14 protein-coding genes are annotated in these 14,860 nt (G+C 70.1%); 7 read left to right on the forward strand and 7 right to left on the reverse strand.

Annotated elements, in window-relative coordinates; translation table 11 throughout:
- Window positions 1–69 precede the first annotated feature (69 nt).
- Window positions 70–2,805, forward strand: a complete 2,736-nt coding sequence (locus G5C60_RS05165; RefSeq protein ID WP_338145698.1) for a serine hydrolase — start codon at window positions 70–72, stop codon at window positions 2,803–2,805.
- 279 nt (window positions 2,806–3,084) lie between these two features.
- Window positions 3,085–4,989: an MFS transporter gene (locus G5C60_RS05170; protein ID WP_165254981.1), complete on the forward strand. Its 1,905-nt coding sequence runs from the start codon at window positions 3,085–3,087 to the stop codon at window positions 4,987–4,989.
- Between the two features lie 32 nt (window positions 4,990–5,021).
- On the opposite strand, the gene G5C60_RS05175 is transcribed toward G5C60_RS05170, so the two are convergent.
- Window positions 5,022–5,540 (reverse strand): glutathione peroxidase, encoded by a 519-nt coding sequence (locus G5C60_RS05175; protein WP_165254982.1) that lies wholly within the window; start codon window positions 5,538–5,540, stop codon window positions 5,022–5,024.
- 36 nt (window positions 5,541–5,576) lie between these two features.
- Between G5C60_RS05175 and G5C60_RS05180 the strand changes: the two genes are divergently transcribed.
- Together G5C60_RS05180 and G5C60_RS05185 are read left to right on the forward strand one after the other, a co-directional pair.
- Window positions 5,577–6,491 (forward strand): SMP-30/gluconolactonase/LRE family protein, encoded by a 915-nt coding sequence (locus tag G5C60_RS05180; protein WP_420907343.1) that lies wholly within the window; start codon window positions 5,577–5,579, stop codon window positions 6,489–6,491.
- A 363-nt stretch (window positions 6,492–6,854) separates the two neighbouring features.
- Window positions 6,855–7,652: a hypothetical protein gene (locus tag G5C60_RS05185; protein ID WP_338145699.1), complete on the forward strand. Its 798-nt coding sequence runs from the start codon at window positions 6,855–6,857 to the stop codon at window positions 7,650–7,652.
- A gap of 71 nt (window positions 7,653–7,723) precedes the next feature.
- On the opposite strand, the gene G5C60_RS05190 is transcribed toward G5C60_RS05185, so the two are convergent.
- Window positions 7,724–8,722 (reverse strand): winged helix-turn-helix domain-containing protein, encoded by a 999-nt coding sequence (locus tag G5C60_RS05190; RefSeq protein WP_165254984.1) that lies wholly within the window; start codon window positions 8,720–8,722, stop codon window positions 7,724–7,726.
- 93 nt (window positions 8,723–8,815) lie between these two features.
- Between G5C60_RS05190 and G5C60_RS05195 the strand changes: the two genes are divergently transcribed.
- Window positions 8,816–10,051, forward strand: coding sequence for an MFS transporter (locus G5C60_RS05195; protein ID WP_165254985.1), 1,236 nt, complete (start codon window positions 8,816–8,818; stop codon window positions 10,049–10,051).
- On the opposite strand, the gene G5C60_RS05200 is transcribed toward G5C60_RS05195, so the two are convergent.
- On the reverse strand, window positions 9,947–10,192 hold the full coding sequence (locus tag G5C60_RS05200) for a DUF397 domain-containing protein (RefSeq protein WP_165254986.1): 246 nt from the start codon (window positions 10,190–10,192) through the stop codon (window positions 9,947–9,949). The two genes, G5C60_RS05195 and G5C60_RS05200, sit on opposite strands and share 105 nt — an antisense overlap.
- On the reverse strand, window positions 10,189–11,013 hold the full coding sequence (locus tag G5C60_RS05205; protein ID WP_165254987.1) for a helix-turn-helix domain-containing protein: 825 nt from the start codon (window positions 11,011–11,013) through the stop codon (window positions 10,189–10,191). Before G5C60_RS05205 ends, G5C60_RS05200 begins: the two co-directional genes overlap by 4 nt.
- An 86-nt stretch (window positions 11,014–11,099) precedes the next feature.
- On the opposite strand from G5C60_RS05205, the gene G5C60_RS05210 reads away from it, so the two are divergent.
- The gene (locus G5C60_RS05210) at window positions 11,100–11,543 is read left to right on the forward strand and encodes an ATP-binding protein (protein ID WP_165254988.1); all 444 of its coding nucleotides are present in this window, start codon (window positions 11,100–11,102) and stop codon (window positions 11,541–11,543) included.
- Window positions 11,544–11,605: 62 nt separating this feature from the next.
- A complete protein-coding gene (locus G5C60_RS05215) occupies window positions 11,606–12,742 on the forward strand; it encodes a beta propeller repeat protein (RefSeq protein ID WP_165254989.1) in 1,137 nt (378 codons plus the stop codon).
- 20 nt (window positions 12,743–12,762) lie between these two features.
- On the opposite strand, the gene G5C60_RS05220 is transcribed toward G5C60_RS05215, so the two are convergent.
- From G5C60_RS05220 to G5C60_RS05230, 3 genes are all read right to left on the reverse strand, one after another.
- Complete coding sequence (locus G5C60_RS05220) at window positions 12,763–13,128, reverse strand: PH domain-containing protein (protein ID WP_165254990.1); 366 nt, start codon at window positions 13,126–13,128, stop codon at window positions 12,763–12,765.
- 56 nt (window positions 13,129–13,184) lie between these two features.
- The gene (locus tag G5C60_RS50945) at window positions 13,185–14,042 is read right to left on the reverse strand and encodes a hypothetical protein (protein WP_206439108.1); all 858 of its coding nucleotides are present in this window, start codon (window positions 14,040–14,042) and stop codon (window positions 13,185–13,187) included.
- Between the two features lie 79 nt (window positions 14,043–14,121).
- Window positions 14,122–14,826, reverse strand: coding sequence for a nucleotidyl transferase AbiEii/AbiGii toxin family protein (locus G5C60_RS05230; protein WP_165254991.1), 705 nt, complete (start codon window positions 14,824–14,826; stop codon window positions 14,122–14,124).
- Window positions 14,827–14,860: the final 34 nt, after the last annotated feature.

The following is a 14,860-nucleotide window of genomic DNA, read 5'->3' on the forward strand; positions in this document are numbered from 1 at the left end:
GAGGGCTTGACTGCTGAGGGTTCCCCCGAGCGGGAGGGCTCTGAGGATTCTCCGGGCGCGGAAAACGCTGTGGAGGACGCCGCGGAGTCCGGTGCGAACGGCTCCCAGGCGGGTGACTCGCGGCTGCGGGACGCTGTGGCGGCCTGGGTCGCGGGTTCGGACGAGGCGGAGGGCGAGGCTTCGCGGGAGGCCGATGCCGAGAGTGACGGTGACGTCGAGGACGACGGCGACGCGGAGGTGTCCGACGCGGTGCCTTCGACCGACACCGTCGACGAGACGGGTACGGAGCCTGCGGATACGGATCCTGCGGGTGCGGACGCTGCCGATGGGTCGCGTACGGACTCGGACTCGGAGGCGGACGCCGTCGACGAGACGGGTTCGGCCTCCGAGCCGGAGGACGACGAGCCGCAGGACGCCGTCGCGGCGGCTCCGGCCGGGGACGATGTTGCCGCCGACGGCACGGCGAAGAGCGACGCGGAGGGTGCCTCCGACGCCGTTGCGGACACGAAGGCGGACACGAAGGACGACCAGCCTGCGGGCGGCCGCGGCATCAGTGCGGACGAGCCGAAGACGGACGCCGTTCACGCCTCCGAGGCGTCGGCTGCGTCCGGCGCCGACGACGGAGCCGCACCGGCCACCGCCGCCCAGGACACTGACGCGGAGCCCGCCTCCAGCGCGGCCGCGGACGGTGCTTCCGAGTCGACTGACGCCAAGGACGACGGCTCCGCAGGCAGCTCCGATGCGGAGGCCGCGGAGGCCGCGGAGGCCGCGGAGGCCGCGGGAGACGCGGAAGACGCCGATCGGCCAGAGGCCGAGTCGGCGGGCGATGCCGACCCGACGTCTTCGACGTCCGAGTCTTCGACGTCCGAGTCCGCGACGTCTGACGCCGAGCCCTCGGACGAAGGCACCCCGGCGGGCGCCCAGCCGCGCGGTGAGGCCGCTTCGGCCGCCACTGCCCAGGACGCCGACGCGGCTCCCGCCTCCGGCACTGACACCGACTCGGACTCGGACTCCGGCTCCGCGGCCGACCGCGACGTCGACGCGAAGCGCGACCCCCGCGCCGACCCCCGCGCCGACCCTCGTGCCGATGCCACAGCCGCCCCGGCTGCCGATCGGGACGCCGCCGCAGCCAAGCCCGACTCCGGCGAGGCTGCCGACACGGAGACCGAGGGCGAGAGCGAGGGCGAAGGCGAGCCCAAGCCCCCCGTAGACCAGCCCACCGCTGCCTTCAAGGTGCGGTCGCCTGCCGTGGATCAGCCCACGACCACGCTCAAGGTGGGCGACGCCAAGCCGGACGGGAAGGAGCCGGAGGGCGAGGAGGACGCCAAGCCCTCCACCGCCAAGCCCGCCCCCGAACGCGACTCCGATCGCGAATCCGAGCGCACCAGCAAATTCGTCGCGCTCAAGCCGCTCGACGAGCCGGCGCGGCCGACGGAGAAGCCCGCCGTTCCGCCGGCCGCCGAGACTGCTGCGATTCCGCAGGTCGGGCCCGAGCGGACGGCTCAGCAGCCGCTGCCGCCCAAGCCGCCGCTGGATCTGCTGGCGGAGCTGACGAACACGCCGCCGCCTCGGGAGACTCCGGTGCGGACGATCGTGCGGCGGGTCAAGATCTGGACGCCGCTCGTCCTGCTGCTGGCCGTGGTGTTTGCAGTCGTACAGGCGGTACGCCCGCTGCCGACCCCCGCCCTCGCGCTGACGGCCGACGAGACGTACGCCTTCAAGGGCGACAAGGTCTCCCTGCCGTGGCCGGGCGAGGGCCAGGGCTGGATGGACGTGAACGGCATCGGCACGGTCGACAACTTCGGCGAGCAGCAGCCCGTCGCGATCGGTTCGGTCGCCAAGGCCATGGTCGCGTACGTGATCCTCAAGGATCACCCGATGAAGCCCGGCGACGAGGGCAAGAACATCCCCGTCGACGCCAAGGCCGAGACGGAGGGCGGTTACGACAAGGACGGCGAGTCCACGCTCAACACCATCAAGGACGGCGACACCCTCACCCAGAGGCAGGCCCTGGCCGCCATCATGATTCCGTCCGCGAACAACGTCGCGCGGCTGCTGGCCCGTTGGGACGCAAATGGTTCCGAGGAGGCGTTCGTCAAGAAGATGAACGACGCCGCCGCGGACCTCGGGATGAAGAACACGAAGTACACCGACCCCTCAGGGCTGAAGGAGACCACCGTCTCCACCGCCGAGGACCAGGTGAAGCTCGGCAACGAGCTCGTCCAGATGAAGGCGCTGACGGACATCACCAAGCTGCCCACCTGGAAGGACCCCTCGGGCAAGAAGTGGCAGAACTACAACCGCCTCGTCCCGTACGACAACGCCATCGGCATCAAGACCGGCTCGACCACCAAGGCCGGCGGCAACCTGCTCTTCGCCGCCACCGAGGACGTCGGCGGCGAGACCGTCACCGTCGTCGGCGCGATCCTCGGCCAGCACAAGCCGCCGATCATCGACACCGTCAACGCGGTCAGCAAGACCGCGATGATCGCCGCCCAGGACACGCTGACCTCCAGCAAGATCCTGAAGAAGGGCGACGTCGTCGGGTACGTGGACGACGGGCTCGGCGGCCGGACCCCGGTCGTCGTCACGCAGGACGTCTCGGCGGTGGGCTGGGCCGGGAAGACCGTCAAGCTCAACCTGAGCGACGGCGGTACGGCTATTCCGAACGAGGCGAAGGCGGGAACCAAGGTCGGCTCGCTGAGCGTCGGTGACGGTACGGGCGACGCCGTCGAGGTCCCGGTCGCCCTCGAGTCGGACCTCACCGAACCGGGCTACGGCTCCAAGCTGACCCGCGTCAGCTGACCAGTCGGCCCGCGTCGGCTGACGGGCTGACCCGAGTCGACTGACGGCCGTCGCGCCCCAGAAATGAGGTGACGGCACGTACGTCCCCCTGTCATAACGGGACGTACGCGTCGTGGACATGGCAGGCCACAGCGCCCCGCCGACCGCGCCCCACCCGGGGCGCTCTCCGGCGGGGTGCGTGCTAGCGTCGCGAGAATCGGGGCAACCAGAACGGGGCAGGTCGCCGGCCGCGGGGCCCGGCCGGAACAATGGGAAATGGGACACGGGGAGAGCCTTCACGTGGCGACAGCGGAGCCGACGCACGCCGAAGACGCCGAGCCGAGCCGAGGAGGAGCCGGCCCGCGAATACGGGTGCATGCGCGACAGGTCGACGGCCACGACACACATGAGACGCGTAAGGGCAGTGAGAGCACCCCGCCCCCGCCGCCGTCCCCGACCTCCTTCGCCCGCTTCCTCCATCACCCGATCACCCTCGCCACCGTCCTCGCCGGTGTGCTGCACGTCATCTGGTTCTTCACGTTCGCCAACAGCGGCGGCGACCTCGCCGCGCAGGACGCGTGGGCGGAGTTCGTCGGACGGCACCCGGACTCGGCGTACAACCTCGCCTGGTACGGCGGCATGCACCCGGTCTCGTACAGCTTCGTGTCCCCGTATCTGATGTCGGTGCTCGGCGTCCGTACGACGATGATGATCGCCGGAACGGCCTCCGCGGGCCTGCTCACCCTGATCCTCATGCGCAGCCGGGCCGTACGGGATGTGAAGTGGCCCGCGCTTGCCGGAGTCTTCGCACTCGTCTGCAACGCCGTGTCCGGCCGTGTGACCTTCGGTCTCGGCATGGTCTTCGCGCTGGGCGCGACCGCCGTCGTCTTCTGCTGGCCCTACCGCTGGCGCCACAAACGCTGGGCGAAGGCCCTGTGCGCCGCCCCGCTCGCGGCGATCGCGACCGCCGCGTCCCCTGTGGCCGGGCTCTTCGTGGGCCTGGTCGCCGTCGCGCTGTTCCTGCAGAAGCGCCGCCCGGGCGCCTACGCCCTCGGCCTCGCGCCCGCCGCGGTGGTGGGCGTCTCCGCCTGGCTGTTCCCGTTCTCCGGTACGCAGCCGATGATGTTCGGGTCGGTCATCCTGCCCTTCCTGTACTCGGCGTTCATCTACTTCCTCGTCCCCAGACAGTGGAAGACCGTCCGCATCACGGCCGCCGTGTACGGGCTCTCCGTGCTCCTCGTCTGGCTGATCAGCTCGCAGATCGGCTCCAACATCACGCGTCTGGCGATGCTCTTCGCGGGCGTCGTGCTGCTCGCCGCGCTGCCGTTCACGGTGCCGCGCTCGCGCAGGTGGTACGCGCTCGTCGTCGCCTCCGTCGGGTTCGTCGCCTGGATCGGCTTCAAGGCGGTGGACGACACCGTCAACGCGATGCCCGCCGCGTCCTGGGCACGCGAGCTGGCCCCGCTCGTCAACCAGCTCCAGGTCGTGGACGCCGAGAAGGGCCGCGTGGAGGTCGTACCGGCCCGCTCGCACCGCGAGGCGTCCGCGCTCGCGCCGTACGTGAACCTCGCCCGCGGCTGGAACCGGCAGGCCGACATGGAGCGCAACCCGCTCTTCTACGACGACACGCTGAACTCCGCCAACTACCACGAGTGGCTCAAGCGCTGGGCCGTCCACTACGTCGTCCTGCCCAAGGACAAGCCCGACGGGGACGGCGGCGAACGCGAACGCGAGCTCGTGCAGCGCGGCCAGCCCTATCTGAAGCAGATCTGGGGCGACGCGAACTGGCAGCTCTTCAGCGTCACCGATCCCACGCCGCTCGCCGACCCGCCCGCCACCGTCGAGCGCGCCGGACAGGACGAGCTGACGATCAAGGTGACGCAGGCGGGGCGGGTCCTGATCCGTATCCCGTACTCGCCATGGCTCGGCCTCGTCGACGCCGAGGGCAAGAGCGTCACGCCGCCGCAGGAGACCGAGGAGTCCAAACGGCTGCGCGAGGACGACGACGAGATGCCGAAGACGTACACGAATCCCAACGGCTGCCTGATGGAGGCGGAGGAGGACGCGAAGGGCGACGAGTGGACGGAGCTGCTGGCCCCGGAGCCCGGCACCTACCGCCTGGCGGCGCGCTACCAGCTGCCTCGGGGCACGGGGTGCCCCGAGGAGCTGCGGGAGGCGGTCAGGACGGGCGTCGCCGCCGAGTGACGCCCGGCGTCACTTCACGTACGGATCAGGGATCAGGCGACGGCCTTCTCCACCGCCGCCACGACCTCCGCGGACTCCGGCTCGGTCTGCGGCGAGAAGCGGGCGACGACGGAGCCGTCGCGGCCGAGGAGGAACTTCTCGAAGTTCCAGCGGATGTCGCCGCTGTGCCCCTCGGCGTCCTCGGTCGGCACGAGCCGCTCGTACAGCGCATGCCGTCCCTCCCCGTTCACCTCGACCTTCTCGGTCATCGGGAAGGTCACGCCGTACGTCGCCGAGCAGAACTCCGCGATCTCCTCGGACGTGCCGGGCTCCTGGCCCATGAACTGGTTGCAGGGCACCCCGAGCACGGTGAAGCCCTGCGCGGCGTACCGCTCGTGCAGCCGCTCGAGCCCCGCGTACTGCGGAGTGAGCCCGCACCTGGAGGCCACGTTCACGACGAGCACGGCCTTGCCCTTGTACTGGCCGAGATCGGCGGAGCCGCCCTGGAGAGAGTCGATGTCGACGTCGTAGACGGATTCGGAATTGGTCATGCCGGATTCGTTGTTGGTCATGTCCGGATGCTAACCGGGCTGGGTAAGGTCGCCGGCGTGACCACGGTGAATGGGATCTACGAGACACTCGACGACCGTTTCCGCACCGGACGCTGCACGTTCGGGGACGTGCGCCTGGAGCGCCTCCACGACGACTGCCGCTGGGCCGAGGGCCCGCTCTACCTCCCCGCCTGGCGCCAGCTGGTCTGGAGCGACATCCCCAACGACCGCCTTCTGCGCTGGGACGAGACGACGGGCGCGGTCGGCGTCTTCCGCGCGCCGGCCGGACACAGCAACGGCAACACCGTCGACCGCCAGGGCCGCCTGATCACCTGCGAGCAGGGCAACCGGCGGGTGACGCGCACCGAGCACGACGGCCGGGTGACGGTCCTGGCCGACCGTTACGACGGCAAGCGCCTCAACAGCCCGAACGACGCCGTCGTACGCTCCGACGGCACGCTCTGGTTCTCCGACCCCGACTTCGGCATCATCACCGACTACGAGGGCCACCGCGCGGACAGCGAGATCGGCGCGTGCCACGTCTACCGCGTCGACCCGGCGACGGGTTCCGTGAGCCTCGCCGCCGACGGCTTCCGCGGCCCGAACGGGCTCGTACTCTCCCCGGACGAACGGCAGTTGTACGTCTCCGACACCCGCCTCAACCAGGTCCGGGTCTTCGACGTCCACGAGGACGGCACGCTCTCCGGGGACAAGGTCTTCGCCGAGTGCCGCCCCGGTGGCGGGGTCTTCGACAACATCCGGTTCGACGACGAGGGCCGCCTGTGGGTCGCCGCCTGCGACGACGGCGTCCACTGCTACGACCCCGACGGCACCCTCATCGGGCGCCTGCTGATCCCCGAGACGGTGTCCAACATCGCGTTCGGCGGCCCGAAGAACAACCGGATGTTCATCACGGCCACCACGTCGCTGTACTCGCTGGTGATGTCGGTGACGGGGGCGCCGCGGATTTGACGGGACGTCGAGTCGAGGACCGGATCACGACGGGGCGAGGCGGTGGCGGAGGCCGGTTGTGAGCTGGGCGACCGCGTGGGTATAGAGGCCGGTCCGCAGGTCCTCGGGGCTGTTGCGGCGGGTGCGGAAGTGCAGGGAGGACGAGGCCGCGCACTGGCTCGCCTTCTCGGCGATCGCCGCCGCACTGATCTGCCCCCCCCCGGAGACTGGCGACTTGACCGGCGAGGGCGTCTGGCCGGCCGGTTGTCACCACCGCGTCCCGAAGTGCGTTCCTTTGTAACGGTGGGCTGCCGGATCCGGCCCCTCCGCCGGGTCGCGGGTCACGGTGGGAGGAGTGTGTGAGCCATCTGGAGGGGGACCAGAATGAGCGAGAATCCGTCCAGCCAACCGGGGCCGTACGGGCAGCCAGGGCCGTATGGGCAGCCGGGTCCTTACGGGCAGCAGCCGCCGGTCCCGCCGCCACCGCCGGCCCCGCCGATCACCGATTACGGTCAACCACCGGCGCCGGGCGGCGGGAAGAGGAAGGCGGGGCTGATCGCGGGCGCGGTCGCGCTGGTGGCGGCGATCGCCGTCGGCGGGTACTTCGTGATCGGCGGGAGCAGCGGCGGCGGTTCCGCGAGCATCGCGGACGACGGGCCGCACAAGCTGGTCGCGGCGGACACCGCGCTCGGCGAGTACCAGAGGACCGAGGGCCAGAACGGGCTCATGTCGCCCGCCGAGCAGAAGGACGCCGAGTCGTGGGGGGTGAAGGACCCGAAAGACGTCTTCGCCAGCTACGAGGTGAGGCAGCCCGGCGCCGTGAGGCCCGACAAGTGGCTGACGTTCGCCGGTTTCTACGGCACGATCGACGACCCGGAGAAGGCTGTCGACGCGCTCTTCGCCGGCATGGAGAAACGGATGACGGACGACGAGGTCACCTTCGACTTCGTCGGCGCCCCGAAGGAGTACCGCCCCGGCTCGCTGGACGGCGCCATCCTGAAGTGCCAGAAGTCCACGGCCAAGAACCCTGGGGAGGAGCCGCCCGAGGTGGGCATCACGTGGTGCGCCTGGGCCGATCACAGCACGCTCGGCCTCGTGTCGCTCATGGAGCTCGCGGACGTCAGGATCGGCGGGTCGACCGATCCGGAGGGAGGTGGCCGAGATGACCGCACAGCTCCGTGAGGAGATGCGGGTAAAGATCTGACGCCCTGCAACAAGCCGCGGTAACCGCGACGGCAAGTCAAATCTCAAGATCAACGTCGAGAACCCGCTTTGACGAGAACCTCGCCCGCCGGAGTCCGGTAGTAGAGCACCGACCGCCCCGCCCGCCGCCGCTGGACGAGCCCGGCGTCGAGCAGGACCTTCAGGTGGCGGCCGACGGAGCCGAGCCCCTGCCCCGTGACCGCCACCAACTGACTCGTACTCAAGGGGGAGTCGAGCAGCGCGAGCACGCCGGCCCGTGCGGGTCCTAGTAGCCTGTTCAGGCTCCCGGGGGCGGCGGCCGGCTCGCCCCCGGCCAGTGCGCCGGAGCACGGATACACGACCGCATACCGGTGCGGCTCCTCCCAGGAGACCCAGCCGTGCCGCTGGGGCGTGACCGGTACGAAGAAGAGCTCGGCGCCGGAGATCTCGCGCGGCGGATACTCGTGCAGGTTGACCTGGAGCCGGTTCTCGCCCAGCCAGCGCATGCCCGGCCGCATCGCGTCGAGCGCGGCGGCCCAGCCGCCCTGGCTCAACTGGGCGGTGCGGGCGACGACATCGGCTTCGAGTACGCGTCGCCGCCGGGCCCAGTAAGGGCGTACGGCTTCGGCCCAGACGTACTGGAGCAGGTCGGCGGCACGGGTGGGAAGGTCGTCGCGGTCCTGGAGGATGCGCGGCAGCGGGTCGCCGCGCAGGGCGTGCGGGCCGCCGCCCAGGGCGACGGCGAGGTGGGCGCGGGCGGCTTCGGGGGACACGTCCCGTACGCGTGCGACTTCCGCCTCAAAGTCCTCAGGCTCTCCGGTCGGGGTCGGCGTGAGGAAGTCGGCGATCCACTCCTTGCCGAGACCGGCCCGGACGAGGGCGGCAGTGACGGGATCGGCGGCCAACCGCCGTCTGTACTCCGTGAGATGGGCATCGAGCCAGGACCGCTCGCCGGGATGCGCGGCCGTCCCCGCGTGCAGCGTCTTGAGACCGGCGAAGGTCTCGGCGAGCGGGGACAGGACGAAACGGCTCCCGGCGAGGGTGTCGGCGTTGACCTGCCACCAGCCCATGCCCGTATGCCCGCCCGCCGCTCACCGTTGTTGTGGTTTCGCCTCAGTGCGAAACATTAACGGCCGGGATGCGGACGCTCCGAGACTCCGCTCATGCGCTCCTACCGATCCCTGTTCCGCACACCGGAGTTCACGCCGCTGTTCCTGACCTCCTTGGTCCAAGTGGCCGCGCAGACGATGAGCGGTCTGGCCCTGGGCACCTTGGTGTACGCGGCCACCGACTCGCCCCTGCTCTCGGCGCTGAGCATGTTCGGGCCGTCCCTGGCCCAGGTTCTGGGCGCGACCACGCTCCTGTCGGCGGCCGACCGGCTGCCGCCCCGCGCGACGATCACGGGCATCGCCCTGGCGTTCGCGACGGGTACGGCGATCCTGGCGACGCCCGTGCCCCTGTGGGCGACCTTCACCCTGATCCTGTTGCTGGGTCTGGTCGCCTCGCTGGGCGGAGGAGTCCGCTGGGGCTTGCTGAACGAGATCCTGCCCAAGGACGGCTATCTGCTCGGGCGTTCGGTCTTCAACATGGCGACCGGGATCATGCAGATCACGGGGTACGCGACGGGCGGCGCCCTCGTGGCGGTTCTGTCCCCGCGCAGCACGCTGCTCACGGCCGCGGCTCTGTACCTGGCGGCGGCGATCGTGGCCCGCGTCGGCCTGACCCGCCGCGCGCCCCGAGCGTCCGGCCGCCCCTCCGTGGCCGAGACCTGGCGTACGAACGCACGCCTGTGGTCGTACGCACCCCGCCGCAACGTCTACCTGCTCCTCTGGATCCCGAACGGACTGATCGTCGGCTGCGAGTCGCTGTACGTCCCGTACGCTCCCGACCACGCGGGCCTGCTCTTCGCCTGCGCGGCGCTCGGGATGTTCGTCGGGGACGTGACGGTCGGCCGCTTCCTCCCGACCCGGGTACGGCCCCGGTTCGGCATCCCGCTGCTCCTGCTCCTGGCTGCGCCGTACCTGGTGTTCGCTCTGCGGCCGGGGGTGCCGGTGGCGGCGGTTGTCGTGGCGGTGGCCTCTGTCGGCTTCGGGGCGAGCCTGGTCCAGCAGGAACGGCTGATGGCCCTCACCCCGTCCGAACTCAGCGGTCACGCCCTGGGGTTGCACTCCGCTGGGATGCTCACGATGCAGGGGGTGAGTGCCGGGCTGGCGGGGGCGGTGGCTCAACTGACGTCGGCGGGTGTGGCGATGGTGGTGATGGCTGTTGCGTCGATCGCGGTGACGGTGTCGCTGTCAGTCGCGGTCGCGGGCCAGCGTGAGGAACGACGTCCAGGTGGCGGGGGTGACGGTGAAGAGCGGGCCGTCGGGGGTCTTGGAGTCGCGGATGTGGATGGCTGAGGGGTGGGCGGCTACCTCGACGCAGTCGCCGCCCTCGCTGCCGCTGTAGCTGGACTTCCGCCAGTCGTAGGCGACTTCGAGGCAGGCGCCGCCCTGATCGCTGCTGTAGGTCGACTTGAACCAGTGCAGTGCGCTGCTCATTGCTCTCCCAGCAGACGGTCCAACAGGCCCCTGGTGTCTTCGGTGTTGAGGGCCTGAGTCCGCAGCATCGCATACTTCTGAGCGAGGATCGCCACCTCGTCCGGATCACCGACCAGCTGGCTGCCGCGTTGGGTTTCGCTGTAGGCGAGGCGCTGGTGATCGGGCGTCTCCAGCAGAACGAACGGCCCGTCGAGGGCGGCGTGCATGGTGCGCCCGAACGGCAGGACCTGCAGGGCAAGTCCGGGCAGTTCGGCGTACTCGCGCAGTCGGCGCAGCTGTTCCACGTACACCTCCTTGCCGCCCAAGAAGTCCTGAAGCACCGCCTCCCAGATTACGAAGCTGGTGGTCGGCGGCACCTTGCGGTGCAGAATCTGCTGGCGCTCGATACGCGCCGCGACCTTCTGCTCGATCTCGTCCTCGTCGTAGACGGGAACGCGGCTGCGGAAGACCGCCCGGGCGTAAGCCGTCGTCTGCAACTGACCGGGCAGCACCTGGTTCTGGTAGGAGGAGATCGCGATCGCCTCCTGCTCGCAGTCGACGAACTCCTCGGCGAAGCGCGGGATCAGGTCCACCTCGGGCATGTTGTCCACGGCTGCGGCCAACACCCCCCTCGTGTCGAGGATCTTGTCCAGCAGCTCCGCGAAGTCCTCCTTCAGCGGCCGTCTGCCCTGCTCGATCGACGCGATGGTCTCCTCATCCACCAACGCCCGCTCGGGGAGGGTGCGTTGGGTGAACCCGGCCGCCCGCCTCAGCACAGCCAACTGTGCACCGACCATCTTCATCGCCGACGCGTTCTTGCGCGAACGTTTCCTGGAGTTCATGCCGGTCCAACTCCCCACCGCAGTACGTACGTTCACTGCGACAGGCCCGTACAAGAAATCCGTACGAGCACACGCACTGCTCCATAATGAACACAGAGCGTGACACTCGTCCCGTGAACAACGAAAACTCACCCGCTCCCCGCGAACGCTTCTACCGGCGCGAACGCCAATCCATCCCGGCGGCAAGGGAGTTCACAAAGGGCGCGCTGAAGGACTGGGGCGTACCGGCAGAGACGTACGACGATGTCCTGCTGTGCGTCAGCGAACTCACCACCAACGCCCTCCTCCACGGCGTGCCCCCGGGCCGGGGCTTCCGGCTCTTCCTCCTCCCGTGCGGCGACGGAGCGCTCCGCGTGGAGGTCCACGACAGCGGTGACGGGGAGCCGCGCGTCGTGCCGTCCGAGGGAGAGTCGGGGCGGGGCCTGCTGCTCGTGTCAGCGGTGGCGGAGAAGTGGGGCGTGGCCGAGCGGGACCCGGGGAAGATCGTCTGGTGTCAGTTCGGGTCCGCCAGGCGCGAGGGGCGACCGTAGGTGCAGAAAGCGTAAAGGGTGCAACTGTTTCCGCTGCCGTACCGCTCTGCTCGTATGTGAACATGCGCATGCTCAAGGTCAACCTGGCGATCGCCGCGGTCCTGGTCCTGTTCGTCACCGTGGCAGGCCTTCGCGCCGTGATCGACTCCGGTATGACCTGGACGTACGACAAGGTCTTCGAAGAGACCGGCGAGCTGTACGACGTGATGGCGACCGCCGACGACGACATCTGGGTGGCGGGCGACAGCTTTCTGCTGCACGACGACGGCAGCGGATGGCAGCGGCGTCCCATGCCGGCGTCGTTCGGCGGCAGCCTCTTCGAGCATGTGCGCTTCGACGCCGTGGGCTCCAGCGGCATCCTACTCACGGCGACCATGGAGGAGCCGGAGGAGGGGCAAGCGCCGCACATGGCCCGCTGGGACGGCGCGCGCTGGACGGCGCTGCCCGAGCTGCCCGACGGCCACCCGGTCGCTGATGTGCGGGCTTTCGCCGCGGACGACATCTGGGTCCTCGATGGCGACGCCGGCGCGTCCCACTGGGACGGCGCCCGCTGGACCGCCATCGACCTGCCCGTCGCCGTCACCTCACTCGACGGCGTCGCGTCCGACGACCTGTGGGCGGTCGGACACCACTACCCGCACGGTCCCGACGAGGGTCCGGGGTTCCCGGGCGCCCAGCCCGCCACCGTGCACTGGGACGGCCGCGCCTGGAAGCCCGTACCGACGCCGGAGTACCACTACGCAGTTCCGGCGCCGGAGCAGCTCGCCTACTTCACCGAGGTCGTCGCGCTGGCCAAGGACGACATACGTGTCTACGGAGACCACACATCCATCCCCGAGGACGACGAACCCGACCCCGCCCCGGAGGCCCTCCGGGTGCGCTGGAACGGCACGGGCTGGATCAAGCTGCCGAACTCGAAGGGAGCCTGTTCCGATCTCGGCCGCTGGGTCCGTGACGGTGAGCGCGGGGTGGTCCTCAGCGCCGGCCGGTACCTCACCGCGGGCGGCAACTGCGAAGGGATCTCGCTGTCAGAGCTGCCGAGCGCCGACTGGATCGAGGCCGGCTCACAGCAGTCGCTCCGGCTGAACGCCATCGCGGCGGTCCCGGGGACCGACAAGATCCTCGGAGTGGGCTCCGCCGAAGCTGCCCATGACGGCAGTTCCACGAGCAGATCGGTGATCGTCAGCCTGGAGCGTTGAAGGTCGCCTTCCCGCAGCCCTCAGCGCGCCACGAACTGCGTGAGGATCGCCTGGACTTCGTAGATGTCGACGCCCTTGGTGAAGGTCTTCTCGATCGGGGCGGGGGTGCCTGAGATCCAGATCTTCAGTTCGGCGTCGAGGTCGAAGTGGCCGGCGGTCTCGACGGAGAAGTGGGTGATGCTGCGGTACGGGACGGAGTGGTACTCCGTCTTCTTGCCGGTGATGCCCTGCTTGTCGATCAGGATGAGTCGGCGGTCGGTGAAGAGGATGGTGTCGCGGATCAGCAGGTACGCGGCGTACACCTGCTCGTCCTGCCCGAGCAGTCGCGCATAGTCGTGCTGGGCCTTCGCCGGATCGATGGTGTGGGCGTTTCCGAACAGTGCCATGTCAAGTCCCCCAGTGGATGGTGAAGTTGGCGGCTCGCGTACCGCCGGCTCACTCTTCAGTGTCGCAGGAGGTCGGCGTAGGCGCGGGTCTGCTCGGAGGCGTTGCGGTGCCAGTCGGCCTGTGTGCGGTGTTCCTCGGCCAGGGAGGGTTCGGCGGTGACGAGCTGGTCGTAGACGGTGGCTGTCTCGTCGTGGACGGTCGCGAGGGCGAGCCGGTTGGCGCGTACCGCTTTCGCGTGGCCGCGGTAGGCGGTGAGCAGCGTGAGGGGGTCGTCGCCGACGGATGACGAGGGGGTCGCCGGGCCCTGGGCGTGCAGGGTGCTGTAATCGGCGTTGAGCTTGTCGGCCTGTGCGTCCAGGTCCATGCGGCGGGTGTGCAGGGCGGAGCCGCGGGTGCGCAGGCTGGCCTCGTACGCGTGGGAGCCGGGGAAGCGGACCGCGTCCAGGCCCGAGGTGATCGCGTGCGGGCGGTCCGGGCGCAGGGCGGCGTAGCGGGTGTCCGCTTCCGCCGCCACGTCGAGGGTCTTCAGGTCGGGAGGGAGGGCGCTGCGCCCGGTGGCCGCCCAGGCGTGGACGTCGCCGTACCACTTCTCGTGGGCGGACTGCCGGGTGATGCCGGCGGCCTCGCCGATCTGGTACCAGGTGGTGCCGCGCTCGCGTTCCGCGACCACCGCCTCGCGTACCACGTCCTCCACGCGGCGCTGGAGCCGAAGGGCGGTGCGGAGGAGGTCGCCGGGCTCCGGGTCCGGCTCGACCGGTATGGCATCGAGGACGGCGTCGGCCAGTTGACGGAGGGTCAGGGCCAGGGCGACGCGGGACTCGTCTCGGGGCGACAGCCTGTGGAGCTCGTCCGTGGCGGGGACGGCGGCCGGAGCGGAGGGCGTTCCGGAGGACGAGTCTGAGGCATCGGTCATGGCGTCAGGCTAGACCTGACATCCGGTCCGCGTCGGGCTTTGCCGATGGGGCCCCTAGCCGTACTCCGTCATTACTCCGTCATTCGTCTTCCGGGGCTTCCAGCTCCATCAGCCGCTCCGCGATGTCGTCCGCCCACTCCTGAGCCCACCGGCGGAGGTCTGTGATCGCCTCGCCGTCGTCCAGTCCGTGGGCGACGAACTCCCTGTCGTCGATCCACTCCGTGCCGGACAGGCGGGTCTGGAGATCGGTGAGGTCGAAGGTGTCGGGGGCGTGGCGGCGGCCCAGTTCTTCGAGTTCGGGGCGGCTCCAGCGGGCCGCGGCGGCTCGGACGTCGACGAGGTCGCGGACGAGGCCGCGATCGGCGAGGGCGCGGACCTTCGTTCCGACGACGTCTTCTAGGGAGAGGGTCAGTCCGTACTCGGTCTGTACGGGCGGATGCCAGAGGGCTTCCTTGTACAGGTCGACCTCGTACTCAGCGTCGCTCCCCGGCTCGGCGTCGCTCCCCGGCTCGGCGTCGCTCCCCGGCTCGGTGACGATCAGCCGTGCGGCGAGCGGTTCCGCATCCGATGCCCGTACCTCCCAGCCCCGCTCCTCCAGCACCGCGCCCACATCGGCGGCGATCTTCTCCAACGCCTCCGGGCTCTCGGTGGCGAACTCCAGGTCCTGGCTGAGCCGCTCGACCAGCCCGTGCGCCCGTACGGCGGTCCCGCCGGTGAGCGCGAGCGGATAGGGAGCGCCCGCGGCGAGCACGTCGGCGAGCAGGCGGCGGTACGGGTGGGCCATGCACCGATTATCGACCGGGGGTTTCGGCTGTGCG

It is taken from the genome of Streptomyces scabichelini (assembly GCF_011045015.1).
GTDB classification, from domain to species: domain Bacteria; phylum Actinomycetota; class Actinomycetes; order Streptomycetales; family Streptomycetaceae; genus Streptomyces; species Streptomyces scabichelini.